Raw genomic sequence first — 23,590 nt, 5'->3', positions numbered from 1 at the left:
CCCCTTGCCCCCGGCCAAGCTCCCCGCCTGGGACGGTAAGCTGCAATGGCTGGAAGCACGCCTGGCCAATGTCCCGCCACCAAAGCCCAGCGAAGCGCTGATCCAGCAGTTGGCCAACGCCAAGCGCCTTGAGCCAGCGAGCGGCCGAGCCACGCCCGACTCTCCAGCATTCATCAAGGCCAGCTACCCCGCGCCGACCTGCTCCAGCGGCCAGGCCTGTCCGCAGACAGGCTACTGGCAGGCAGCCCGCCTGAGTCGCGATCCATACTCGAGGTTTAACGAGGGTGTCATCCGCCGTTTTGAGAAGAACGACATCATGCCCACCCTGCGTGTCCAGAATCGTAAACCTCGCTTTTTGCTCCCCGACATAATCACGGTCAATGAGGAAGGCATCGAATGGCAGCTGTTGGGATAGGGCATGAAAGGCATCATTCGCATTGGAGCCAAAACGAGCGCAGGCCGCGTCGAGGTTTACGGCGAAAAGACGTTGAAGGACCTCGAACGATGCGACGATTTCTAATGCTGACAATCCTGCTGCTGGCCGCCTGCGATAACGGCAGCGCCCCCACTCACCCGCCCCAGAACACCTCCGTGAACCCGCTGACCGAGATCAAAGCCAGGCTGGCCTTCACCTGCGTACACGAGCAGATCCCTGCGCCGTCCGCCGAGACCGATGAGCTGTTCCAGTACGCCCGTTGGTTGCAGAAGAACAACCTGCTCAAGCAGGACAAAGGCGTCGACGCCGAGATAGAACGGCTGTACCGCATTGCGGCCGAAAATGGCCACTTCAAGGCCAACATCAACCTGCAAAACGGCACCCTGCGCGGCCACTTCACGCTCCGTGGTGAGGATCATCTGCGCCTGAGCCAGCAACTGATCGACGCAAAGGTGGCGACGGGGTACTACTTTATCGGTCTCTTCCTGAAGAGCGGTTCGGCGGGGTTGAAGCAGGACAAGGCCATGTCGCTGCGTTACTTTCGTAAGGCGGCTGACCAGGGCAGCGCCCAAGCTCAGTACGAGGTAGGGGACATACTGGCGCCGATTGACATTGCACCGGACGTTGCTCGGCAGATGCGCCGCTGTGCGGCTGAGCAGGGCCATGGCAAGGCCGCCGGCGCTCTGGGCGTCAACCTTAAAAATAAGGAGCAGTACCAGGAGGCAATTGAGGCATTCCAATTGGGAGTGATGGCGGGTGACGAAACCTCTGCTAGCTGGTTGAAAGATGGCTTCAGAGATATTTCTCCCTCCGATACGCTGAACTACCTCGGCCAACAGGAAGACCTTGAACGCGCTGAGCGCTATGAAAAAATCTGGAGTCTGCTCGCGGACTACTCCTATGCTGACCCGAAGGTCCCCGAAATCAACGAAATCCTCCCCTTGCCCCCGGCCAAGCTCCCCGCCTGGGACGGTAAGCTGCAATGGCTGGAAGCACGCCTGGCCAATGTCCCGCCACCAAAGCCCAGCGAAACCCTGATCCAGCATTGAGGCATTCCAACTGGAAGTGGCTGCGGGAGATGAAACCTCTGCCGGTCAGTTAAGCGTACACCGCCGTCTGTAGGAGCGAGCTTGCTCGCGAAAACCGTCAACGATAACGCGTGCTTGCTGAACGAACGCGGCGCCTGTGAGTTTTTCGCGAGCAAGCTCGCTCCTACAAAAGCCTTGGCTGACTGGCATTAGGGCTTGCCCGCGAAGACGTCGCCCCAGCAAACATTGATGTTGGTTGACCCACCGCCATCGGGGGCAAGCCCCCTCCCACATTTGGATCGGGGCCGTCACAAGATACCGGTCGGCTCCAAGGCCGCCATCGGGGAGCAAGCCCCCTCCCACACTTGATCGGCGGCGCGCTCAGGGCAGCGGCGTTATATCAATCCGATACGGCGCGAAAATCCTGAGCATCTGGCCGTTATCACGCAAGCGCTTGAGCAGCTCGGCAAATACCGGCCCGCTGATCGGTGCCTTGGGCCGCAGCAGCGCGTAATGGTGATAGACCTGATCAATGCGCTCCGACACCAGGAACTTGTCCGCCAGGTCAGCGTTACGCACCATGAAATCACTCAGGTACGAACGGGTGACCAAGGCAATATCGGCACGTCCCCGGGCGACCATCAGCAAGTTGCTGTCATGGGAATACGTCAAGGTGGCGTTGAAGTGCTCGGCCAGGTACTTGGGGTCGGGGTTGAAGTGCGCGAAGGCGTAGTGGTAACCGCTGAACACCGCCAGGCGCTTGCCGGCCAGGTCGGTGAAAAAACGCTGGTCGCGACCGGGCTCACGCACGGCGACGAAGATTTCAGCGTCTTCCAGCCCCATATCGACGCTGGTATGCGCAACGTTCGTCCAACCCCAGGAGGGGTTTTCAAAGATCGCCATGTCGACCCGGCCTTGCTCGAAATCGCGAAAACGCCTGGGGATCGAGGTGGGCACCAGCACGAACTGATAGTCGCTTTGCACGGCGTTCAACGCTTCGACCAATTGCGGCAGCAACCCGGTATCGGCGCCTTGCTCAGGGCGTACGGTATACGGCGGAAAATGCGCCGCGCCGACCCTCACCAACTGCGCGGCGCCGGCTTGCGTCCACCCTGCGGTACCCAGCGCCCATAATGTAAGTCCTGCAGCCAGCCGCCATGGCGAAAACATCTAGGCACACACCGTTGAATTCTATGATGGCGATAAGCTAGGCGTTTTTCCCGGGAGAGACAACGGTTGCCGGTAAATTGATAGCTTGCGCCTCAATCCGCCTCGAGCACCATCAGTAGGGCTTCTTCGGCCAGTTCTTCGAGTGTCAGGCTGCCCTGTGTACGGAACCAGGTGGTGGTCCAGGACAACGCACCGGTCAGGAAACGCCGGGTGATAAACACGTCGCCCTTGATATAACCGGCAGCCTTGGCTTCGCCCAGTACCTGCAACCAGATGTCCTCGTACACATCGCGCAAGGCCAGTACCTGGGCCTGACCTTCGGCAGACAACGAACGCCATTCGTACACCAGCACCGCCATCGCCTCACCGCTGCCGCCCATGATCGACTGCAATTCGCAGCGGATCAGCGCCCGCACGCGCTCGCGCACCGTGCCCGCCTGCTCCAGCGCAGCGCGCATCATCGCGGTGTTGTAGAGAATGGTTTCTTCCATCACCGCGCGCAGGATCTCGTCCTTGCTCTTGAAGTGATGAAAGATGCTGCCCGACTGGATACCCACCGCGCCGGCCAGGTCGCGCACGGTGGTGCGCTCAAAGCCCTTGTTGCGAAACAGGTGAGCCGCGGTTTGCAGCAACTTGCCCCGGGCACTCTCGGGGTCGGTCAATTGGCCACCGTCGACCATGGTGCGCATCACCCGCAGGGCTTGGTGGTCATCCATGCTGCTTTCCCTTATGTCTACTATCGTCTTGGCGGGCAATTTAGGCCGTGGCCGGCACCCAAGCAAGCGCTTGGGTAAAACTTGTGTGCAGGGTTTACAAACCAAGCGCTTGCTTGGTAGCCTCGCAACCAGCCATTCGAGGAAGGATTTCTCATGAGCAAGACGGTTCGTATCGGCTGCGCCAGCGCCTTCTGGGGCGACACCTGCACCGCCGCCGCCCAACTGGTGCACGGCGGCGCATTGGATTACCTGGTGTTCGACTACCTGGCGGAAGTGACCCTGTCGATCCTCGCCGGCGCCCGCCTGAAAGACCCCAAGGCCGGCTACGCCACGGATTTTGTCGAGGTGCTCACGCCGTTGCTGGCCGATATCCAGCGCCAGGGTATCCGTGTGATCAGCAATGCCGGCGGCATCAACCCCCAGGCCTGCGCGGCGGCTCTGCAAGCGGCCTGCGATAACGCCCAGGTGCCCCTGAAGATCGCGGTCCTGCTCGGCGATGACCTGCACGCGCAGCTCAAACACCTGCCCGAGGTCACCGACATGTTCACCGGCGCCCCGCTGCCTGCGGCGTGCGTGTCCGCCAATGCCTACCTCGGCGCGCCGGGCATCAGCGCGGCGCTTGAGCTCGGCGCCGATATTGTCATCACTGGCCGCGTGGTCGACAGCGCAGTGGTCAGCGCGGCGCTGGTGCATGAGTTCGGCTGGTCGTGGCACGACTATGACCACCTCGCCCAAGCCGCCCTGGCCGGGCATATCATCGAATGCGGCGCGCAGTGCACCGGCGGCAATTTCACCGATTGGCGCGATGTGCCGGACTATGAGCACATCGGCTTCCCCATCGTCGAAGTCAGCGCCGACGGTCAGTTCACGGTGAACAAGGTCGAGGGCAGCGGCGGGCTGATCAGCGAACTCAGTGTGGCCGAACAACTGCTGTATGAGATCGGTGACCCGCGCGCCTACCGCCTGCCTGATGTGATCTGCGATTTCAGCCAGGTCAAGGTGCAGCAACAAGGCAAACAGTGCGTGCGCGTGCACGGCGCCAGGGGCGTGCCGCCGACCGATCAATACAAGGTCAGCGCCACTTACCTCGACGGTTTCCGCTGCACCGCCAGTTGCCTGCTGGCCGGCATCGATGCGGTGGCCAAGGCCGACCGGGTCAGCCAGGCCATCATCAACAAGACCTCGGAACTGTTCAGCCAACGCGGCTGGGCGCCCTACACCGAGGTGAATATCGAACTGCTCGGCAGCGAAGCCACTTATGGTGGCCGCGCCCGGCGCCAGGATTGTCGGGAGGTGGTGATCAAATGGGCGGTGCGCCACCCGAGCAAGCAGGCGCTGACCCTGTTCGCCCGCGAAATCGCCCAGGCTGCCACCGGCATGGCGCCGGGGTTGGCCGGGATCGTCGGCGGCAGGCCCACGGTGTATCCACTGATCCGGTTGTTTTCGTTTCTGATCGACAAGCCCAAGTGCGCCGTGACCCTCGACTACCAAGGCCGGCGCCACGCCGTGCAGTTGCCCGCCGCACGCCCGCCGCTCACCCCTGCCGCGCCCATCGAGCCGCCCAAACCCCAGGGCCGCGCCGACGCCAGCGTACCCTTGGTGAAACTCGCGGTGGCGCGCTCCGGCGACAAGGGCAATCACAGCAATATCGGCGTGATTGCCCGCGATCCCGAGTACCTGCCGTGGATCGCCGAAGTGCTCACGCCTGAAGTGATTGTCGATTGGATGAGCCATGTGCTCGACCCGGTGTATGGCCGCGCCGAACGTTGGTATTTGCCCGGCACCCACAGCCTGAACTTCGTGCTGGAAAACGCCCTCGGCGGCGGCGGCATTGCCAGCCTGCGCATCGACCCCCAGGGCAAGGCGTTTGCCCAGCAACTGCTGGAAATCCCCATCGCCGTGCCGCAACACATCGCAGATTCCCTCACTTAAAGGACCGTCGCCGTGGCCTTCGACTCGATCTTCAAAGCCGACCTGTTCCAGGGGCAAAGCGTGATTGTTACCGGTGGCGGCAGCGGGATTGGCCGCTGCACCGCCCATGAGCTGGCAGCGCTGGGGGCGCGCGTCATCCTGGTGGGGCGCAAGCCGGACAAACTGCACACGGTGGCGACGGAAATCGCCGAAGACGGTGGCACCGCCCACTGGCATGCCTGTGACGTTCGCGATGAAGACGCCGTGAAGCGGCTGGTCGCGCAGATCATCGACGACCACGGCCCGATCCACGGCCTGGTGAATAACGCCGGCGGCCAGTACCCCTCGCCACTGGCCTCGATCAATCAAAAAGGCTTTGAAACCGTGCTGCGCACCAACCTGGTCGGCGGTTTCCTGATGGCGCGGGAAGTGTTCAACCAGTCCATGAGCAGGCACGGCGGCGCCATCGTCAACATGCTCGCCGACATGTGGGGCGGCATGCCCGGCATGGGCCACTCGGGCGCGGCGCGTTCGGGGATGGACAACTTCACCAAGACCGCAGCGTTTGAATGGGGTCATGCCGGGGTGCGCGTCAACGCGGTAGCGCCCGGCTGGATCGCCTCCAGCGGCATGGACACCTACGACGGCGCGTTCAAGGCCGTGATCCCCACCCTGCGCGAGCACGTGCCGCTCAAGCGGATCGGCACCGAGTCGGAAGTCAGTGCGGCCATCGTGTTTCTGCTGAGCCCCGCCGCCGCCTTTATCAGCGGCAGCACGCTGCGCATCGACGGCGCCGCCAGCCTGGGCAACCGTGCCTGGCCGCTGCACAAGGCGCAGGCGCCAAGCGAAGGCTTCAATGGTTTCCACCGCGCCTATCTGCCCGATGTGCTCAAGGCGGAGCACTAGCGCATGCCGGTCATCGAGAGTCTGATAGACGCCCACAGCCCGCAGTTCGCGCAAAACCGCGAAGCCATGCTGCACAGCCTCCAGCACGTGCGCCAACTGGAACACGACCTGCTCCTCAAGGCCGCGCAGGCCCGCCCCAGGTTCGACAAACGTGGCCAGTTGCTGCCGCGCGAACGCCTTGATCTGCTGCTCGACCCCGGCGCACCGTTCCTGGAACTGGCCAGCCTGGCCGGCTATAAACTCCATGACGACAAGGACGGCAGCGCCGCCGGTGGCGGGTTGATCGCCGGCATCGGTTACGTCAGCGGCGTGCGCATGCTGGTGGTGGCCAACAACAGCGCGATCAAGGGCGGGACCATTTCCCCCACTGGCCTGAAAAAATCCCTGCGCCTGCAACAGATCGCCATGGACAACAAACTGCCGGTGGTGACCCTCGCCGAAAGCGGCGGCGCCAACCTCAATTACGCCGCCGAGATTTTCGTCGAAGGCGCGCGCAGCTTTGCCAACCAGGCGCGCATGTCGGCCATGGGCTTGCCGCAGATCACCGTGGTGCACGGCTCGGCCACCGCCGGCGGTGCGTATCAGCCGGGGCTGTCGGACTACGTGGTGGTGGTGCGCGGCAAGGCCAAGCTGTTCCTCGCTGGGCCGCCGCTGCTCAAGGCGGCGACTGGCGAAGTGGCCACCGATGAAGAACTGGGCGGCGCCCAGATGCACGCGCAAGTCGCCGGCACCGCCGAATATCTGGCGCAAGATGACGCCGATGGCGTGCGTATCGTGCGCGAGATCGTCAGCCTGCTGCCCTGGAATGACCGGCTGCCGCCGACGCCCCAGCGGGTCTACAGCGAGCCGCTGTATCGCGCTGAAGAGCTGTTGGGGCTGATCCCGGATGATCCGAAAAAGCCCTACGACGTGCGCGACATCCTTGCGCGCCTGGCCGACGGCTCGCGCTTTCTTGAATTCAAGGCCGAGTTCGATGCGCACACCGTCTGCGGCCACCTGCATATCCATGGCCATGCCGTCGGCGTGATCGGCAATAACGGCCCGATCACGCCCAAAGGCGCGAGCAAGGCCGCGCAGTTTATCCAGCTGTGCGACCAGAGCCGCACGCCGCTGCTGTTCCTGCACAACACCACCGGTTTCATGGTCGGCACCGAGTCCGAGCAGCAAGGCGTGATCAAGCACGGCGCGAAGATGATCCAGGCGGTGGCCAATGCCCGCGTGCCCAAGCTCACGATTGTGGTCGGCGGCTCCTATGGGGCCGGGAACTACGCGATGTGCGGCCGTGGCCTGGACCCGCGTTTCATCTTCGCCTGGCCCAACAGCCGCACGGCGGTGATGGGCGGCGCGCAGGCGGGCAAGGTGCTGCGCATAATCACCGAGGCCCGGCAGTTGAAAGACGGCCTGGTGCCCGATCCCAAGGCGCTGGACCTGCTTGAGCAGGTCACCGCGCAGAAACTCGACAGCCAGTCCACCGCGCTGTATGGCAGCGCCAATCTGTGGGATGACGGGCTGATCGACCCGCGGGAGACCCGCACGCTCCTGGGTTTGCTGCTGGATATTTGCCATGAGGCTGAAATACGCCAGTTGCAGCCAAACAGCTTTGGCGTGGCGCGCTTCTAATCAGGAGAACAATAAAAATGATCTTCACCCAGGAACACCAGGAACTGCGCCGCACCGTCCACGCCTTCGTCGACCGCGAAATCAACCCGTTCGTGGACGCCTGGGAAAAAGCCGGGCGCTTCCCCATCCACGACATCTTCCGCAAGGCCGGCGACCTCGGCCTGCTGGGCATTTCCAAACCGCAGCAGTTCGGCGGCATGGGCCTGGACTACAGCTACTCGATTGTCGCCGCCGAAGCGTTCGGCAGCATCCGCTGCGGCGGCATCCCCATGTCCATCGGCGTGCAGACCGATATGTGCACCCCGGCCCTCGCCCGCTTCGGCTCGGACGAGCTACGCGACGAATTCCTGCGCCCGGCCATCAGCGGCGAGCAGGTCGGTTGCATCGGCGTGTCGGAAACCGGCGCCGGTTCCGACGTGGCCGGGCTCAGGACCCATGCACGCAAGGACGGCGCCGACTACGTGATCAACGGCAGCAAAATGTGGATCACCAACTCGCCCAGTGCCGATTTTATCTGCCTGCTGGCCAACACTTGCGACGACAAACCGCACGTCAACAAGTCGCTGATCATGGTGCCCATGAACACCCCTGGCATCAGCGTCAGCCCGCCCCTGGAAAAGCTCGGCATGCACAGCTCCGAGACCGCCCAGGTGTTCTTTGACGACGTGCGCGTGCCGCAGCGCAACCGCATCGGCCAGGAAGGCGCGGGCTTCATGATGCAGATGCTGCAGTTCCAGGAAGAACGCCTGTTCGGCGCGGCCAATATGCTCAAAGGCCTGGAGTACTGCATCGACAGCACCATCGACTACTGCAGGGAACGCCACACCTTTGGCAAGGCGCTGATCGATAACCAGGTGATCCACTTTCGCCTGGCTGAACTGGCGACCGAAATCGAATGCCTGCGCGCGCTGGTCTACCAGGCCACCGAGCAGTACATCAACGGCCAGGACGTGACGCGCCTGGCCTCCATGGCCAAGCTCAAGGCCGGCCGCCTGGGCCGCGAGGTCAGCGACAGCTGCCTGCAATATTGGGGCGGTATGGGCTTCATGTGGGACAACCCGGTGGCCCGCGCTTATCGCGACGTGCGCCTGGTGTCGATCGGCGGCGGTGCCGATGAAATCATGCTGGGCATCCTCTGCAAACTGATGGGCACCCTGCCCGGGAAAAAGTCATGAATACCCTGTTGCTGGAACCCCATAACGGTGTGCTGCACATCACGCTCAACCGCCCTGAATGTCGCAATGCGATGAGCCTGGAGATGGTCAATGAGCTGCGCCAGGCCATGGCCCGATTGGGCAGCGAGATACGCGTCGTGGTGTTCAGCGGTGCGGGCGGGCACTTTTGCGCGGGGGCCGACGTAAAGGACCTGGCAAGCGCGGGCGATCAGTTGCAGGCGTTGAACCGGGCGTTCGGCACCTTGCTGCAGGAAGTCGAGGCGTTGCCGCAGGTGGTGGTTGCAGTACTGCAAGGCGCGGTGCTGGGCGGTGGATTTGGCTTGGCGTGTGTCAGCGATATTGCGCTGGCCGACGCTAAGGCACAGTTCGGCTTGCCTGAGACCCGCCTGGGCTTGCTGCCGGCGCAGATTGCGCCGTTTGTAGTCAAGCGCATCGGTTTGACCCAGGCCCGGCGCCTGGCGCTGACGGCGGCGCGGTTTGATGGGGTTGAAGCGGGACGGTTGGGGGTGGTGCATTTTGTCGAGCACGATGCGCAGGCGCTGGCCGAGCGCCTGGATGACGTATTGGGGCAAGTGCTGCAGTGCGCGCCGGGGGCGAATGGACGGACAAAAGCCTTGTTGCTGGCGAGCGTGGATGAGCCGCTTGAGGCCGTGCTGGACCGTGGCGCGCACTGGTTTGCCGAGGCGCTGATGAGCGAGGAAGGGATTGAGGGAACGCAGGCGTTTGTGCACAAGCGTAAGCCTCGGTGGTGCAAATGACGCCATCGGGGGCAAGCCCCTCCCACAGGGGAATGCATTCCAATGTGGGAGGGAGCTTGCCCCCGATGAGGCCGGACCAGACACCCATCAGCAAGGGATAAACCAATGCCCGCCTTCACAAAAATCCTGATCGCCAACCGCGGCGAAATCGCCTGCCGCATCCAACGCACCGCCCAGGCATTGGGCTACCGCACCGTCGCCGTGTACAGCGACGCCGACACCCACGCCCTGCACGTGCGCATGGCCGACGAGGCCGTGAACATCGGCCCCGCCCCCGTACAACAGTCCTACCTGAACATAGCCGCCCTCCTCGACGCCGCCCAACGCACCGGCGCCGACGCCATCCACCCCGGCTACGGTTTCCTCTCGGAAAATTCCGAGTTCGCCAGGGCCTGCCTGAACGCCGGGATCACCTTCATCGGCCCCAGCCCCGACGCCATCGAACTGATGGGCAGCAAGCGCCTGTCCAAACTCGCCATGCTCCAGGCCGGCGTTCCCTGCATCGCCGGTTACCAGGGCAGCGCCCAGGACGACGCGACCCTGCACACCGAAGCCAACCGCATCGGCTACCCCCTGATGATCAAGGCCAGCGCCGGTGGCGGCGGGCGTGGCATGCGCCTGGTGCAGCACTCGGACCACGTGCTGGAGCAACTGCGCACGGCGCGCTCTGAAGCGCTGAACGCCTTCGGCAGCGACGAACTGATCCTCGAACAGGCGCTGATCGATCCACGCCACGTTGAAATCCAACTGTTCGGCGACAGCCACGGCCACCTGATTTATCTGGGCGAACGCGATTGCTCCCTCCAGCGGCGCCATCAAAAAGTCATCGAAGAAGCGCCCTGCCCGGTCATGACCCCGGCACTGCGCCAGGCCATGGGCGACGCCGCACTCAAGGCGGGCCGCGCGGTGAACTACGTCGGCGCCGGTACGGTGGAATTCCTGCTCGACGGCAACGGCCGATTTTACTTCCTGGAAATGAACACCCGCCTGCAAGTCGAGCACCCGGTCACCGAACTGATCACGGGGCTTGACCTGGTCGACTGGCAGCTGCAAATCGCCGCCGGCCAGCCCCTGCCGCTGACACAGGCTGAGGTGACGCTCAGCGGTCACGCCATGGAAGTGCGCCTGTACGCCGAAGACCCGACCCAGGGCTTCCTGCCCCAAACCGGTGACCTGATGCGCTGGGAACCTGCCCCAGGCGTGCGCATCGACCATGGATTGAGCGAAGGCGAAACCATCGGCCCGTTCTACGACCCGATGCTGGGCAAGATCATCGCGCACGGCGCAAGCCGCGAAGAGGCGCGGCGCAAATTGCTGCGGGCGGTGGAAGATACAGTGTTACTCGGCGTCACCACCAATCAGCGACTGTTGGCTGATGTGCTCAAGCATCCGAGTTTCATCGCGGGCGCTTTCAGCACCGCATTTATCCCGGAACATTTCGGCGACATACCGCCGTGGGTGCCGTCAAAGGAACAGCTCACCCTGGCCGCCACGCTGTTTTACCGACACAGCGCCGACCAGCATCGCCAGGGCGTGGCAGGCTGGCGCAACAGCGCACATGTCCCGTGCACCTATGACCTTGAGGTCAATGGCCAAATCCACAAGGTGCGCGCAGAGGCCTTGCCACTCAGCATGGACGGCCGCTGGGCCATCCTGGTGCTCGATGGCATCCGCCGGCGTATCGCCTACTGCCTTGACGATACCCAACTGTGGTTACCCGGCATGAAAGTGACGAACCGCACCCACGAGGTCGCCAACCGCCAGGTCGATGCCGGCAGCGGCACGGTCAAGGCGCCGATGGATGGCGCTGTCGTCGACATACAGGTCAGCGTCGGCGACATCGTCACCAAAGGCCAGCTCTTGCTGGTGCTCGAAGCGATGAAAATGGAACACCCGCTGAAGGCCGGCATCGACGGCGTTGTCAAGGGCGTGCAGGTGGTGACCGGCGATCAAGTGCGCAATCGTCAGGTTCTGCTGGAGATTGAATAAGCCCCTGGGCGGAACTACATGGCCCGGCTACGCTCTATCCCCATCAGGACAGGAACAGTACGGGAACCTGCGCATGCCTCATTGGCTGATTATTGACCTTGAAGCCACAACGGATGACGGCGGCTGGCCCGTGACGGAGATGGAAGTCATCGAAATCGGCGCGAGCCTGGTCAACCGCCAGGGCCGCGAGCTGGATCACTTCCAGCGCTTCGTGCGACCGCTGCGGCGGCCACTGCTGACGCCCTTTTGCCGCCAATTGACCCATATTACCCAGGCCAACATCGACGCGGCAGCGCCCATCACCGAGGTGTGGCCGCTGTTCGAACGCTGGCTGGGCCAGCATCAGCCCCGTCTGGAAGGCTGGGCCAGCTGGGGCGATTACGATCGCGTGCAGCTTGAACTGGAATGGCAACGCCATGGCCTGGCCAGTGCGCTCGGCCAGACGCCCCATGTCAACCTCAAGCAGCGTTTCGCCAAGGCCCGGCGCCTGGACAAGCCCCTGGGGCTCAATGGCGCGTTGCAATTGGCGGGGATGCAGTTCGCTGGCCAACAGCATCGGGCCCTGGAAGATGCACGCAACACGGCACGCCTGCTGCCGTTGATTTTGCCGGTCTAGGCAGCCCTGAAACGCTTGGGCATACTGATCAACCTTTTTGCCTGATGCTGTCCACCTGCAGGAGCGAGCTTGCTCGCGAAGATCGCCAGCGATAACGTAGCGCATCTGGTTCAACGGGGTGCTCTCAGGTTATTCGCGAGCAAGCTCGCTCCTACAGCGGTTGGCGTAATCTCTGACCCTTTTTCCGAGGATTCACCCATGTTCAAAGTCAACGAATACTTCGACGGCACCGTCAAGTCGATCGCTTTCGGCACCGAGGAAGGTCCGGCCACCATCGGCGTCATGGCCCCGGGTGAGTACGAATTCGGCACCGCCCAGCGTGAAATCATGCATGTGGTTTCCGGCGCCCTGATCGTCAAACTGCCTGATGCCGAGTGGGAAACCTTCGCTGCCGGCAGCCAGTTCAACGTGCCGGCCAACAGCAAGTTCCAGTTGAAGGTCGCCGTAGACACCGCATACCTGTGCGAATACCGCGGCTGAATGCTAACCGGTGCAAAAAAATGCCCGTCTCCTGCGAGACGGGCATTTTTCATTCCAGTACCGTCACCGGCATGCCGACTTCCAGCTGCCCAACCCCATCGTTGACCAGATTCTGGCCGAACATCGCGCCCTGCTCGGTGCTGCGATAGGCCTGAAGGGTCGCGAACGGCTCGCGGTCCGGGCTGCGCTCGCCGGTCTGCGGGTCGATGGTGGTGAGGATGCAACGTGAGCAGGGCTTGACCACGCGAAACTCCACAGCGCCGATGCGCAAACGTTTCCAACCGTCCTCGGCGAAAGCCTCGGCGCCTTCAATGACCAGGTTGGGGCGAAAGCGCAGCATGTCCATCGGCCGGCCGATGTGGGTGCACACATCGTCCAGCGAAGCCTGGCCGATCAGCAGCAAGGGGTAACCGTCGGCAAAGCCCACCTGATCGCCATCCTCGCCGAAACCATGCTGGGTGAAGCGAGCGCGATCCATGGGCATATGCACCAGGCGCGTCGGTTTACCGATGAAGGCGCTGACCCAGGCTGCCGCTGCATCGCCTGCGTCCGGTACGCGCAGGGTGTCATGCCAGATGGTCACACCGCGTAACACATCGGCGCCGGGCAGTGCCACGTCCAACGTCCCATACCCCGGCGAACTGAGGGTCAGGCCGCCCGCCGTGTTCCACAGGGCAGTCAACTGACTCATCGCTGCCACGGCGCGTTGCGTGAGGAATCGCCCGCTGGCTTCGTCCACCAGCATCCAGCGTCGATCCCCTTCCAGCCCGAGCTTGTCCAGGCCAATCTGCTGCAGGGCCTCGGCCTTGCCGGACTTCAAGGGGTAACGGTACAACGCGCTGAGACGGAGCATGAGCCTGCTTTCCTGGGGAACAAAGTGTCACACCCTAAAGTCAGGCGGGCACTTCGTCCAGCATCAGTCGTTCACGCACCACATCGACCAGCTTGTCGGGCTGGAATTTGGAGAGGAAATTGTCGCAGCCGACCTTCTTCACCATCGACTCGTTGAAGCTGCCCGACAGCGAGGTGTGCAGCACCACGTAAAGGCCACGCAGGCGCGGGTCGTTGCGGATTTCGGTGGTGAGGCGGTAGCCATCCATCTCGGGCATTTCGGCGTCGGTGAAGATCATCAGCAGCTTGTCGGTCATCACCTGGCCGCTGTCGGCCCAGGCCTTGAGCATGTTCAGCGCCTTGAGGCCATCGCTGGCGATGTGCATCTTCACGCCCAACTGGCCGAGGGTGTCACGCAATTGCGAGAGCGCCACGTTGGAGTCGTCCACCAGCAGCACTTCGCGGCCACGGGCACGCTCCAGCACCGGGTCTTCGAGTTTTTCCCGGGAGACCTTGGCGTTGTAGGGCACGATTTCAGCGAGGACTTTTTCCACATCGATGATTTCCACCAGCTGGTCATCGACCTTGCTGATGGCGGTGAGGTAATGCTGGCGCCCGGCGCTGGCCGGCGGCGGCAGGATGGCTTCCCAGTTCATGTTGACGATGCGGTCGACGCCCCCTACCAGGAACGCCTGCACCGAGCGGTTGTACTCGGTGACGATGATGGTGCTGTTGGGCCCGGGCACCAGCGGGCGCATGCCGATGGCCTGGGACAGGTCGATCACCGGCAGGGTCTGGCCGCGCAGGTTGACCACCCCACACACGAAGGGGTGACGCTGGGGCATCAGGGTCAGCTTGGGCAGTTGCAGGACTTCCTGCACCTTGAACACGTTGATCGCGAACAGCTGCCGCCCGAACAGGCGGAACATGAGAATTTCCAGGCGATTCTCACCCACCAATTGCGTGCGTTGATCTACCGTGTCGAGAATGCCGGCCATTAAGAGCTCCTGGTGTGCAGGTGGGTTTCGCGCTGAGAGAATGCAGTTGTGAAAGTGCGCAGTTCATATACGCAAGTTATCGGCGCCAAACGCCAGACCTTGACCCCGGTAAAATGCCACGTAAATGCATTGATGTCACACTGACATCATGCTTTACTGCACCTACCCCTCCTGGGCAGTGTGGCGCTGCTGCGCGACACTCGAATCGACATGCGGTTCCACTGCATAGGGGATTCCCCTATACGCAATCAGGCCCGACCTGATATTCGCGATATCTAATAGCCATTAATGTGACGCCATTCTCATTGCATGAATGGAGTCAGGCTTTTGTTTGCCACCCCAAGCCCTAGGCCCGCCGGCCGCCCAGGCACTCACGTATCGGCAACTGAAGTCGTGTCATCCCGCTCAGCTGGGGTTACGCACGACTTTCGTGGGCATTTCAATAAACGTCCTACGCAAATATCGGAAGCTGCCTACAAGCCTCAATCCTATTTCAGCGCTAGCTTTAAGCCATTCACCCGGTGCGATATCTCATCACCCGAGCTTGAGTTGCGGAGACATGCACGATGAATAGCGCGAACGCACAGCGAACGGCACTTCCCGAGTTTCTGCTGGAGGCCGAAAAGCTTCTGGCCAAGTCCCAAGAGTGCCTGACCCATCTACATTTGATCCGCGATGACAACGACGCCATCGACGGCATGAAAACCAGCCTGGCCAAACTGGCTGAAAAGGCCGACAGCCTGTCGTTGCAAGCGATCAGCGATTTCTCACGGCGCCTTCAAGCGCTCATTGCCAACGCCCGGAACCCCATGCAACTGCATGACCAGGCATTGGATGCGTTGCATGACTGCCTGACGCTGCTGGCCTGGCAACTGGAGCTGATCGACACGCGCACCGGTGAGCTGCCCCTGGACGAGAGTGAGCAGACAGCGTTGATCGCGACAGTGACCTTGCAGATTCCGCAAAAGGAATTCAATCAAGAGCCGCAGCAACCGTTGCATCGCGGGGCTTGAGCCTTATACCTGTCGTATTCAATAATCGACATATCCAAAAACGACCGATAATGGCGAAGCACGAGTAAATATCCATTCGCCATCAACGCGATAACTATACAAACCAACTTTAATAATACAACTTTACTTTTCAACTCTGGGATTACCCCCCAGAGTATTTGCGCGGGCCATAAACCAATCAGGCGACCAACGGTAACAGGGGTGGTACTATGCCCCGCTCGAAGTGACTCAACTTCATCATGTTTAAACACGATCCGGCAGCGTATTCCAAACAGAGCCCGGCCAACCGGTCTCCCCGCAGCGAACCCTCAGTGGCTTCATCCGTTATGTACGCCAATCTCAAGCCACTTTTCTCAAGGTCTGTGTCGCGCAGCACTGCACGCCGCATCATCCTCGCTCTGTGCCTGTGTTCGTTGTCTGCCAGCGCCTGGGCGTACGTACACGCGTCACCCTTGTCGCTATTGATCCTGCTGCTCAACCTGGCCACGCTGGCGGTGGTGGGCCTGCACCAATGGCGTTCGCGCAAATCCATCAAGTTCCATCCCCAGGAATTGGCCGATCGCCTGCTGCAGGTGCAGGAAAACGAACGGCATCGCCTCAGCCGCGAGCTGCACGACGACATCGGCCAACTGCTGACCGCCGCCAAGCTGCAAAGCGAATGGCTGCAGCGTCGCCTGCCGCCAGAGCTGCAGGATCAATGCACGGCGCTGTGCAATACCCTCAACGAAACCCTGGCCAAGGTGCGCGACGTGTCCGCCATCCTCAACCCGCGCCAGCTGGCCAGCCTGGGCCTGGAAGCGAGCTTGCGCGCGCACCTGCTCAAGACCCTGGAAAAAACCGAGGTGTGCTGGAGCCTGGAATGCCGGCAACACCTGGCCGGAATCCCTGAAGAAATGGCCGTGGCGGCTTTTCGTATCACCCAGGAAGCGGTGACCAACATGCTCCGTCACGCCCAGGCGCACAACCTGCTGGTGCGCCTGCAACGCCTGCCCGAAGGCCTGTCGCTGATGATCTGCGATGACGGCCTGGGCTTTTCGCCGGCCACCGACCCAGGCCTCGAAGGCCAGCGCGGCATGGCCGGCATGTACGAGCGGATGGACCACCTGGGAGGCACCTTGTGCGTCAGCAGCCGGCCAGGCAAAGGGACGCGGATCGACGCATTGTTCCCCTGGGCGCCTCGCGACCTCGACCGGGCCAGCGCGCCTGAGGTTGCGCGGTGACTTGCAACCTGCTCCTGGTGGACGACCACGCGCTGATTCGCGCCGGCGTTCGTGCGTTGATCCTGGATATTCCCGGCTACAACGTGATCGGCGAAGCCAGCGATGGTGCGCAATTGCTCGAGCAGTTCCGCGCCCTGCAGCCGGACATTGTGCTGCTGGACCTGTCGATGAAACACACCGGCGGCCTTGATGCCCTGCAGCAACTCAAGGGGGCCTACCCCAAGAGCAAGGTGCTGATCCTGTCGATGCACACCGAGCCCGACTTGATCATGCGCGCACTGGAGTCGGGCGCTCACGGTTACCTGCTCAAAGACATGACAGGCAACGAGTTGGAACACGCCCTGCGGGCGTTGCGCAACAACGAACGCTACCTGAGCCCGGCCATCGCCCACACGGTGATCAACCAGGCGCTGATCCGCAGCCAGGGCCCGGCTTCGCCCGTCCCCCACAGCCACAACCTGACAACGCGACAGCTGGAAATCCTGCGCTTGATCGTGCGCGGCAAGTCCACCCGGGAAATCGCCCACGGCCTGGGTTTAAGCATCAAGACCGTGGAAGCGCATCGCTCGCAGATCATGAAGCGTCTGCAGATTTTCGACGTGGCGGGCCTGGTGTTATTCGCGGTGCGCGAGCAGATCATCAGCCTGGACGACTAGGGGCGAACCCAGCGGCAGGTGCACCCGCAGGGCCTTGGGCAAGGCCTCGAAATGCAGATCGTCGCCTTCCAGCGGCTCACCATCGAGGTTGATGTACAAGCCTTGCGCGCCCTTGATATTGACCCACGGCAGGCGGGCGCGCACGAACATGGTGTCCAGGCCCCAGCCGTTGCTCATCAATTCGCGCAAGGTCCCCACCACTTCCTGGGGCGCCGGCAGGATGCTGACGTCAAGCAACCCGTCATCGGCCAGCGCCCCCGGGCACAGCACATGCCCGCCGCCGGCCTGGCGGCCATTGCCGATGCCCAGCGCGAGCAACTCGCCTTTCCAATGGAAATCGGGACCTTCCAGTTCACCGTAGGCGGCCTTCAATTCACTGAAGCGCGACAACCCGGTGAACAGGTAAGCAGCACCGCCGAGGACTTTCTTCAGGTCTTCGGAGGTGTTGGCGGTAACCTGGCTGCCGAAACCGCCGGTGGCCATGTTCAGGAAGATCTGCCCGCCGACCTGGCCGAGGTCGATTGCCCTTGGCTCGACATCCAGCAACGCCAGGGCGCCGGCCGGCTCCAGCGGCACACCGGCAGCCTTGGCGAAGTCGTTGGCGGTGCCCAGGGGCATCAACACCAGGCTGGCGTCGGTGCTGGCTTGCGCCATGGCTTCAGCCACATCGCGCAAGGTGCCGTCGCCACCGCCGGCGATGATATGGGTATACCCACTCTCCAGCGCCTCGTTGACCAGGCGCTGGGCATCGCCGCCCTCCCACGTCACCCGCACCGCCAGTTCCCAGCCCAGCTCCCGCCGTCTCTGCACGGCGCTGCGCACGTCCTCGTTGAGGGCTTGTTTGCCGTGGAGGATCAACAGGGCTTTGGGGGTGGTCATTTTGGGGTATCTCCTGAGTCAAAGTGCTTGCAGGATGTTGACCCTTGGGGAAGTGGAAAAGTCTGTGACGGGAGAAAATTGCCTGATGTAAGCAGATCACCCTGTGGGAGGGGGCTTGCCCCCGATAAGGGAGCAACAGTGAATACATCGATAACTGACCCACCGCTATCGGGGGCAAGCCCCCTCCCACACTGGACCGAAGGCAGTCGTCAGATCGTCGCCGACTGCCAGTTAAAGCCCCCAGGATTGAACCGAGCAGTGCTCAGTTCTTGTGCAACTTGCTCATCAACTGCGCTTCGGCCTGGGTCAGGCCGCAGGACTGGGTCAATTCATCCACCGTCGCGCCCATGCCCACCAGCTTGGCCGCCTGGGCGAACGACAGGTTCGAAGGATCGCGCTGTTCCAACTGCACCAACTTATCCGGCAACGGCCCGAGAATCGCGCGCAGTTCATGCACCTCGTCGCCTACCCGCACCGCAGTCTGCTGGAAATGATCGACGCGTTTGACCAGCTCCAGAATGCGCCGGTCACGCACCACATCACGCTCGGCCTGTTGCAGGGCCAACTCGCGTTGCTGGCGCATGTAGCGCAGCAGGAATGTCAAGGTCCCGGCCCACAACAGGGCCAGGACAATCACCGCCGCCTCAAGGAACAATCAGATACTCTCCAGTTCCGACCATTCTTCTTCGCTCATCATTTTGTCCAGCTCAACCAGAATCAACAGCTCGTTGTTCTTGTTGCACACGCCCTGGATAAACTTGGCGGATTCTTCGTTGCCCACGTTCGGCGCGGTTTCCACTTCCGACTGACGCAGGTAGACCACTTCGGCGACGCTGTCGACCATGATCCCGACCACTTGCTTGTCGGCTTCGATGATGACGATGCGCGTGTTGTCGTTGACATCGGTCGGCGCCAGGCCGAAGCGCTGGCGGGTATCAATCACCGTCACCACGTTGCCGCGCAGGTTGATGATGCCCAGCACGTAGCTCGGTGCACCCGGTACCGGGGCAATCTCGGTGTAGCGCAGCACTTCCTGCACGCGCATCACGTTAATGCCGTAGGACTCGTTGTCCAGTTTGAAGGTCACCCATTGCAGGATCGGATCATCCAAACCTTGTGCGGACGCTGACTTGTTCATCTTTCTGACCCCTCAAATGCCGCTATCGACGGCGTGTGTGCTAATGGGCCGCGCAACCGCACGACCTTCTATTGTCCAATCAACTGCGTTTGTTCTGCGCCATCGTCTTGACCGCGCCACTGGCGATCAACTCGGCCAGTTCGGCGACGTCGAGCAATGCGCACATGTGTTCAATCACGGTGCCCGCCAACCACGGCCGTTGGCCACGGTGGCTGCGCCATTTGATTTCGTTCGGGTCCAGGCGCAACGAGCGGCTGACTTGATGCACCGCCAGCCCCCACTCGTAACCCTGCACGGAGATCACGTACTGCAGGCCCTGTTGAAAGTCGTCACGGTAGCGGTCGGGCATTACCCAGCGCGCCGTGTCCAGCACCTTGAGATTGCCGGCCTGGCTGGGCAGGATGCCGAGAAACCACTCCGGCTGCCCGAACAGTGGCGTCAGTTCCTGGCCTTCCAGGGAATAGATCGAGCCCAGGCACACCAGCGGCACCGCCAGGGTCAGGCCGGCCACATCGAACAACAGGCATTCGAACGGCTCGGCGGCCCAGGACGGGCGACCATCACCGGTCACCGGTGGCGGCGTGATGCTCGGCGGCAGGTGCACTTGCACGATCGGCTCGACCACCACCGGCGCCACCCCTTCAGGCGTGGTCGGCAGCACCACGGGCACCGCCTTGATCAGGGCGTCGCGGGCCTGCTCCTCGAGCACCGCCAACTGGAACTCATCCAGCGCAGCTTCAGGCTCGACGACCGGCTCCGGCTCCGGCATCAGGAGCGGTTCCGGCAGTTCTTCGGCAGTGGCGTCCTGCAGCAAGGCATCCAGGTAGGATTCCAGTGCCAGTTGCGGGCGGGTCTTGAATTGAACGGGACGGTTCATCACGCCACCTGCGCCACAAGCTGCTGGGACAGCAGGTGCTTGAGCAACGCCCTGTAAGCCAGTACGCCACGGCTCTTGCTGTCGAACTGCGACGGCGTAAGCCCCGCGCGGCTGGCGTCGCGCAGGCGCGTGTCCACCGGGATGTAGCCATTCCAGATGCTGTCCGGGTAGCCATCGCGCAGCACACGCAGGGTGCCGAGGGACGCCTGGGTACGCCGGTCGAACAAGGTCGGCACGATGCTGAACGGCAGCGCCTGTTTGCGCGAACGGTTGATCATCGCCAGGGTGCTGACCATGCGCTCCAGGCCTTTGACGGCCAGGTGCTCGGTCTGCACCGGGATCACCAACTGCTGGCTGGCCGCCAAGGCATTGACCATCAGCACGCCGAGCAACGGCGGGCTGTCGATGATCGCGTAATCGAAGTCCTGCCACAGTTGCGCCAGGGTCTTGGCGATCACCAGGCCCAGGCCGCTCTGGCCCGGCGACTGGCGCTCGAGGGTGGCCAGGGCGGTGCTGGACGGCAACAGCGAAATACTGTCATTGCTGGTGGGCAGCAGCAGTTGCCCGGGCAAGTCGCTCGGCACACTGCCCTTGTGCAGGAACAGGTCGTAGCAACTGTGTTCCAGCGCATCCGGGTCGTAGCCGAAATAACTGGTCATGGAGCCGTGGGGGTCGAGGTCGACCACGACCACACGCTTGCCCGCCTCGGCCAGCAAGCCGGCTAAAGCGATGGAAGTGGTGGTCTTGCCGACTCCACCCTTTTGATTGGCAACTGCCCAGACTCTCATTCGGTTGATTCCTCCCGGCGGGCACAGGCGCGACCGAGACATTGCATGGGTTATTGAGCCGGTGACGGAGAATTGACGGAGCTTGTCCGCACCGGCGGCTTTGCAGGGGCCGGTGCAGTTTGTGTGCCAGCACGCCTCAATGCCGCATCCGGTGTTGCATTCGCCGTGCCGGTGCCGGTCAGGCTGCGGCGTACATCCAGGTTACGTGACACCACCAGCACCACGCGCCGGTTGCGCCCGCGGCCTTCGGCCGTGGCGTTATTGGCCACCGGCTGGAATTCACCGTAGCCCACCGACGCCAGGCGCTGGGGGTTGACCCCCTGCATCGCGAGCATGCGCACGATGCTTGCCGCGCGCGCCGAGGACAGTTCCCAGTTGGTCGGGTACTGCGCGGTGCTGATCGGCACGTTGTCGGTAAAGCCTTCGACGTGGATCGGGTTTTCAAACGGCCTGAGGATCGCCGCCACCTTGTCGATGATGGTGAAGGCCTGGTCGCTTGGCAGCGCATCGGCACTGGCGAACAACAGGCTGGAATTGAGCTCGATCTCCACCCACAGCTCATTGCCGCGCACGGTCATCTGGTTGGACTTGATCAGGTCACCGAACGCGGCGCTGATATCGTCGGCGATGCTTTTGAGCGGGTCGCTGGTGCCGCCGATGCCGGCGGCAGTCTCATCGCTGTCGTTGACCAGTGGCTTGGCCGGGGTCACCGTCCTGGGCCGCTCTTCGCCAATGGGAATCGGCTTGAGCGCACGCTCGGAATCGTTGAACACCCCGACCAGTGCCTGGGAAATGATCTTGTACTTGCCTTCGTTGATCGACGAGATCGAATACATCACCACGAAAAACGCAAACAGCAAGGTGATGAAGTCCGCGTAGGACACCAGCCAGCGTTCATGGTTGACGTGTTCTTCAGGCTCGCGACGGCGACGGCTCACAGGCACTCCCCTCCACAAACCGACGCAACTGTAGAAGCGAGCGTGCTCGCGAGACACGCAAGGACAACGCGCTCATCCGGGATGCACGCGTTATCGTTGACGATTTTCGCGAGCAAGCTCGCTCCTACAGGGTTCATACCCATCAATCCGTGAAGCCCTGGAGCTTCAGTTCGATGGAGCGCGGGTTTTCGCCCTCGGCAATCGACAGGATGCCTTCGAGCAGCATTTCGCGGTAGCGGGACTGGCGCATGGCAATCGACTTGAGCTTGCTCGCCACCGGCAGCAGCACCAGGTTGGCGCTCGCCACGCCATAGATGGTGGCGACAAACGCCACGGCAATGCCGCTGCCCAGTTGCGAAGGGTCGGCCAGGTTGCCCATCACGTGGATCAGGCCCATCACCGCGCCGATGATACCGATGGTCGGCGCGTAGCCGCCCATGCTTTCAAACACTTTGGCCGCATTGATGTCACGGCTTTCCTGGGTGTAGAAATCCACCTCGAGGATGCTGCGGATCGCTTCCGGCTCGGCGCCGTCCACCAGCAGTTGCAAGCCCTTGCGTGCATAGCTGTCGGGCTCGGCATCGGCCACGCCTTCCAGGCCCAGCAAGCCTTCCTTGCGGGCGGTGAGGCTCCAGTTGACCACGCGGTCGATGCCGCCCGGCATGTCGACCCGTGGCGGGAAAATAATCCAGACCAGAATCTGCATGGCGCGCTTGAACGAGTTCAGCGGCGACTGCAGCAACGCCGCGCCCACGGTGCCGCCGATCACGATCAGCGCCGCCGGGCCGTTGGCCAGGGCGCCGAGGTGGCCGCCTTCCAGGTAGTTGCCGCCGATGATCGCGACAAACGCCAGGGTGATGCCGATCAGGCTCAAGACATCCATCAGAGGCAGGCCTCCACCAGATGCTTGCCGATGTCGTCCAGGCTGTAGACCGCGTCAGCCAGGTCGGCCTTGACGATGGCCATGGGCATGCCATAGATCACACAGCTGGCTTCGTCCTGGGCCCAGATGGCGCTGCCGCCCTGCTTGAGCAGGCGCGCGCCTTCACGGCCGTCGGCGCCCATGCCGGTGAGCACCACCGCCAGAACTTTGTCGCCATAGGACTTGGCCGCCGAACCGAAGGTGATGTCCACGCACGGCTTGTAGTTCAGGCGCTCGTCGCCTGGCAGGATCTTGATCGCACCACGGCCGTCCACCATCATCTGCTTGCCACCCGGGGCCAGCAGCGCCAGGCCAGGGCGCAGGATGTCGCCGTCCTCGGCTTCCTTGACGCTGATGCGGCACAGCTTGTCCAGACGCTCGGCGAAGGCCTTGGTGAAGGCGGCGGGCATATGTTGCACCAGCACGATCGGCGCCGGGAAGTTGGCCGGCAGTTGGGTCAATACACGCTGCAAGGCGACCGGCCCGCCGGTGGACGTACCGATGGCGACCAGCTTGTAGGCCTTG

24 protein-coding genes and 1 pseudogene are annotated in these 23,590 nt (G+C 62.6%); 13 read left to right on the top strand and 12 right to left on the bottom strand.

Annotated features, from left to right (window positions below; all coding sequences use genetic code 11):
* Positions 1 to 415 (top strand): DUF6396 domain-containing protein (locus BFQ04_RS05350; protein ID WP_256544554.1); only part of this gene is annotated, 415 nt, incomplete at its 5' end.
* Positions 416 to 504: 89 nt separating this feature from the next.
* Positions 505 to 1,479, top strand: a pseudogene (locus BFQ04_RS05345) (DUF6396 domain-containing protein); the annotation flags it as partial.
* A 366-nt stretch (positions 1,480 to 1,845) separates the two neighbouring features.
* Here the strand turns inward: BFQ04_RS05345 and BFQ04_RS05340 are convergent.
* Both BFQ04_RS05340 and BFQ04_RS05335 read right to left on the bottom strand, forming a co-directional pair.
* The gene (locus tag BFQ04_RS05340; protein WP_065949904.1) at positions 1,846 to 2,634 is read right to left on the bottom strand and encodes a substrate-binding periplasmic protein; all 789 of its coding nucleotides are present in this window, start codon (positions 2,632 to 2,634) and stop codon (positions 1,846 to 1,848) included.
* Positions 2,635 to 2,726: 92 nt separating this feature from the next.
* Complete coding sequence (locus tag BFQ04_RS05335; RefSeq protein ID WP_065949903.1) at positions 2,727 to 3,350, bottom strand: TetR/AcrR family transcriptional regulator; 624 nt, start codon at positions 3,348 to 3,350, stop codon at positions 2,727 to 2,729.
* A 153-nt stretch (positions 3,351 to 3,503) separates the two neighbouring features.
* Here BFQ04_RS05335 and BFQ04_RS05330 point away from each other — a divergent pair, with 153 nt between their 5' ends.
* The 8 genes from BFQ04_RS05330 (at position 3,504) to BFQ04_RS05295 (ending at position 12,805) form a co-directional block, all read left to right on the top strand.
* Positions 3,504 to 5,282, top strand: coding sequence for an acyclic terpene utilization AtuA family protein (locus BFQ04_RS05330; RefSeq protein ID WP_065949902.1), 1,779 nt, complete (start codon positions 3,504 to 3,506; stop codon positions 5,280 to 5,282).
* A gap of 12 nt (positions 5,283 to 5,294) precedes the next feature.
* Complete coding sequence (locus BFQ04_RS05325; RefSeq protein ID WP_065949901.1) at positions 5,295 to 6,167, top strand: SDR family oxidoreductase; 873 nt, start codon at positions 5,295 to 5,297, stop codon at positions 6,165 to 6,167.
* 3 nt (positions 6,168 to 6,170) lie between these two features.
* The gene (locus BFQ04_RS05320; protein ID WP_065949900.1) at positions 6,171 to 7,787 is read left to right on the top strand and encodes an acyl-CoA carboxylase subunit beta; all 1,617 of its coding nucleotides are present in this window, start codon (positions 6,171 to 6,173) and stop codon (positions 7,785 to 7,787) included.
* Positions 7,788 to 7,804: 17 nt separating this feature from the next.
* On the top strand, positions 7,805 to 8,962 hold the full coding sequence (gene atuD / locus BFQ04_RS05315) for a citronellyl-CoA dehydrogenase (RefSeq protein ID WP_065949899.1): 1,158 nt from the start codon (positions 7,805 to 7,807) through the stop codon (positions 8,960 to 8,962).
* The gene (locus BFQ04_RS05310; RefSeq protein WP_065949898.1) at positions 8,959 to 9,720 is read left to right on the top strand and encodes an enoyl-CoA hydratase/isomerase family protein; all 762 of its coding nucleotides are present in this window, start codon (positions 8,959 to 8,961) and stop codon (positions 9,718 to 9,720) included. The genes atuD and BFQ04_RS05310 overlap by 4 nt, the downstream gene beginning before the upstream one ends.
* Positions 9,721 to 9,825: 105 nt before the next feature.
* Positions 9,826 to 11,709 (top strand): acetyl-CoA carboxylase biotin carboxylase subunit, encoded by a 1,884-nt coding sequence (locus BFQ04_RS05305; protein WP_065949897.1) that lies wholly within the window; start codon positions 9,826 to 9,828, stop codon positions 11,707 to 11,709.
* A gap of 73 nt (positions 11,710 to 11,782) precedes the next feature.
* On the top strand, positions 11,783 to 12,325 hold the full coding sequence (locus tag BFQ04_RS05300; protein ID WP_065949896.1) for an exonuclease domain-containing protein: 543 nt from the start codon (positions 11,783 to 11,785) through the stop codon (positions 12,323 to 12,325).
* A gap of 198 nt (positions 12,326 to 12,523) precedes the next feature.
* Positions 12,524 to 12,805, top strand: a complete 282-nt coding sequence (locus tag BFQ04_RS05295; protein ID WP_065949895.1) for a pyrimidine/purine nucleoside phosphorylase — start codon at positions 12,524 to 12,526, stop codon at positions 12,803 to 12,805.
* Between the two features lie 49 nt (positions 12,806 to 12,854).
* Here BFQ04_RS05295 and BFQ04_RS05290 read toward each other — a convergent pair whose 3' ends face one another.
* On the bottom strand, positions 12,855 to 13,658 hold the full coding sequence (locus BFQ04_RS05290) for an MOSC domain-containing protein (RefSeq protein ID WP_065949894.1): 804 nt from the start codon (positions 13,656 to 13,658) through the stop codon (positions 12,855 to 12,857).
* 40 nt (positions 13,659 to 13,698) lie between these two features.
* Positions 13,699 to 14,634: a chemotaxis protein CheV gene (locus tag BFQ04_RS05285; RefSeq protein ID WP_065888359.1), complete on the bottom strand. Its 936-nt coding sequence runs from the start codon at positions 14,632 to 14,634 to the stop codon at positions 13,699 to 13,701.
* Between the two features lie 566 nt (positions 14,635 to 15,200).
* On the opposite strand from BFQ04_RS05285, the gene BFQ04_RS05280 reads away from it, so the two are divergent.
* The 3 genes from BFQ04_RS05280 (at position 15,201) to BFQ04_RS05270 (ending at position 17,523) form a co-directional block, all read left to right on the top strand.
* Positions 15,201 to 15,647 carry a hypothetical protein gene (locus BFQ04_RS05280; RefSeq protein WP_065949893.1) on the top strand — a complete coding sequence of 149 codons (447 nt, stop codon included), beginning with the start codon at positions 15,201 to 15,203 and terminating at the stop codon, positions 15,645 to 15,647.
* A gap of 326 nt (positions 15,648 to 15,973) precedes the next feature.
* Entirely contained in the window at positions 15,974 to 16,867 is an 894-nt protein-coding gene (locus BFQ04_RS05275) for a sensor histidine kinase (RefSeq protein WP_065949892.1), read from the top strand.
* Positions 16,864 to 17,523, top strand: coding sequence for a response regulator transcription factor (locus BFQ04_RS05270; RefSeq protein WP_065949891.1), 660 nt, complete (start codon positions 16,864 to 16,866; stop codon positions 17,521 to 17,523). Before BFQ04_RS05275 ends, BFQ04_RS05270 begins: the two co-directional genes overlap by 4 nt.
* Here BFQ04_RS05270 and yegS read toward each other — a convergent pair.
* The 8 genes from yegS to BFQ04_RS05230 all read right to left on the bottom strand — a co-directional run.
* Positions 17,482 to 18,402 (bottom strand): lipid kinase YegS, encoded by a 921-nt coding sequence (gene yegS / locus BFQ04_RS05265; protein ID WP_065949890.1) that lies wholly within the window; start codon positions 18,400 to 18,402, stop codon positions 17,482 to 17,484. The two genes, BFQ04_RS05270 and yegS, sit on opposite strands and share 42 nt — an antisense overlap.
* Positions 18,403 to 18,664: 262 nt before the next feature.
* Positions 18,665 to 19,057 carry a DUF2802 domain-containing protein gene (locus BFQ04_RS05260; protein ID WP_065949889.1) on the bottom strand — a complete coding sequence of 131 codons (393 nt, stop codon included), beginning with the start codon at positions 19,055 to 19,057 and terminating at the stop codon, positions 18,665 to 18,667.
* Positions 19,058 to 19,540: a chemotaxis protein CheW gene (locus BFQ04_RS05255; protein WP_057721368.1), complete on the bottom strand. Its 483-nt coding sequence runs from the start codon at positions 19,538 to 19,540 to the stop codon at positions 19,058 to 19,060.
* Between the two features lie 79 nt (positions 19,541 to 19,619).
* Positions 19,620 to 20,417, bottom strand: coding sequence for a CheW domain-containing protein (locus tag BFQ04_RS05250; protein ID WP_065949888.1), 798 nt, complete (start codon positions 20,415 to 20,417; stop codon positions 19,620 to 19,622).
* Positions 20,417 to 21,205 carry a ParA family protein gene (locus BFQ04_RS05245; protein ID WP_065949887.1) on the bottom strand — a complete coding sequence of 263 codons (789 nt, stop codon included), beginning with the start codon at positions 21,203 to 21,205 and terminating at the stop codon, positions 20,417 to 20,419. Before BFQ04_RS05245 ends, BFQ04_RS05250 begins: the two co-directional genes overlap by 1 nt.
* Positions 21,206 to 21,255: 50 nt before the next feature.
* Positions 21,256 to 22,143 (bottom strand): flagellar motor protein MotD, encoded by an 888-nt coding sequence (gene motD, locus BFQ04_RS05240; protein ID WP_065933782.1) that lies wholly within the window; start codon positions 22,141 to 22,143, stop codon positions 21,256 to 21,258.
* Positions 22,144 to 22,285: 142 nt separating this feature from the next.
* Positions 22,286 to 23,026: a flagellar motor protein gene (locus BFQ04_RS05235; RefSeq protein ID WP_065949886.1), complete on the bottom strand. Its 741-nt coding sequence runs from the start codon at positions 23,024 to 23,026 to the stop codon at positions 22,286 to 22,288.
* Positions 23,026 to 23,590 (bottom strand): chemotaxis protein CheB (locus tag BFQ04_RS05230; RefSeq protein ID WP_305887285.1); only part of this gene is annotated, 565 nt, incomplete at its 5' end. The genes BFQ04_RS05230 and BFQ04_RS05235, both read right to left, overlap by 1 nt.

The organism is Pseudomonas sp. 37 R 15 (genome assembly GCF_900004865.1).
GTDB classification, from domain to species: domain Bacteria; phylum Pseudomonadota; class Gammaproteobacteria; order Pseudomonadales; family Pseudomonadaceae; genus Aquipseudomonas; species Aquipseudomonas fluorescens_AM.
Note: the sequence above shows the minus strand (reverse complement) of the source record. Positions and strands in the feature narration are given on the sequence as shown.

Excerpts from the sequence above, each read along its gene's own strand:
- BFQ04_RS05280 (WP_065949893.1), top strand. The coding sequence starts at position 15,201 with ATGAATAGCGCGAACGCACAGCGAACGGCACTTCCCGAGTTTCTGCTG.
- BFQ04_RS05295 (WP_065949895.1), top strand. The coding sequence starts at position 12,524 with ATGTTCAAAGTCAACGAATACTTCGACGGCACCGTCAAGTCGATCGCT.
- BFQ04_RS05285 (WP_065888359.1), bottom strand. The coding sequence starts at position 14,634 with ATGGCCGGCATTCTCGACACGGTAGATCAACGCACGCAATTGGTGGGT.
- BFQ04_RS05275 (WP_065949892.1), top strand. The coding sequence starts at position 15,974 with ATGTACGCCAATCTCAAGCCACTTTTCTCAAGGTCTGTGTCGCGCAGC.
- BFQ04_RS05320 (WP_065949900.1), top strand. The coding sequence starts at position 6,171 with ATGCCGGTCATCGAGAGTCTGATAGACGCCCACAGCCCGCAGTTCGCG.
- BFQ04_RS05300 (WP_065949896.1), top strand. The coding sequence starts at position 11,783 with ATGCCTCATTGGCTGATTATTGACCTTGAAGCCACAACGGATGACGGC.
- BFQ04_RS05235 (WP_065949886.1), bottom strand. The coding sequence starts at position 23,026 with ATGGATGTCTTGAGCCTGATCGGCATCACCCTGGCGTTTGTCGCGATC.
- BFQ04_RS05245 (WP_065949887.1), bottom strand. The coding sequence starts at position 21,205 with ATGAGAGTCTGGGCAGTTGCCAATCAAAAGGGTGGAGTCGGCAAGACC.
- BFQ04_RS05340 (WP_065949904.1), bottom strand. The coding sequence starts at position 2,634 with ATGTTTTCGCCATGGCGGCTGGCTGCAGGACTTACATTATGGGCGCTG.
- BFQ04_RS05250 (WP_065949888.1), bottom strand. The coding sequence starts at position 20,417 with ATGAACCGTCCCGTTCAATTCAAGACCCGCCCGCAACTGGCACTGGAA.
- BFQ04_RS05305 (WP_065949897.1), top strand. The coding sequence starts at position 9,826 with ATGCCCGCCTTCACAAAAATCCTGATCGCCAACCGCGGCGAAATCGCC.
- BFQ04_RS05255 (WP_057721368.1), bottom strand. The coding sequence starts at position 19,540 with ATGAACAAGTCAGCGTCCGCACAAGGTTTGGATGATCCGATCCTGCAA.
- BFQ04_RS05290 (WP_065949894.1), bottom strand. The coding sequence starts at position 13,658 with ATGCTCCGTCTCAGCGCGTTGTACCGTTACCCCTTGAAGTCCGGCAAG.
- yegS (WP_065949890.1), bottom strand. The coding sequence starts at position 18,402 with ATGACCACCCCCAAAGCCCTGTTGATCCTCCACGGCAAACAAGCCCTC.
- BFQ04_RS05330 (WP_065949902.1), top strand. The coding sequence starts at position 3,504 with ATGAGCAAGACGGTTCGTATCGGCTGCGCCAGCGCCTTCTGGGGCGAC.
- atuD (WP_065949899.1), top strand. The coding sequence starts at position 7,805 with ATGATCTTCACCCAGGAACACCAGGAACTGCGCCGCACCGTCCACGCC.
- BFQ04_RS05335 (WP_065949903.1), bottom strand. The coding sequence starts at position 3,350 with ATGGATGACCACCAAGCCCTGCGGGTGATGCGCACCATGGTCGACGGT.
- BFQ04_RS05310 (WP_065949898.1), top strand. The coding sequence starts at position 8,959 with ATGAATACCCTGTTGCTGGAACCCCATAACGGTGTGCTGCACATCACG.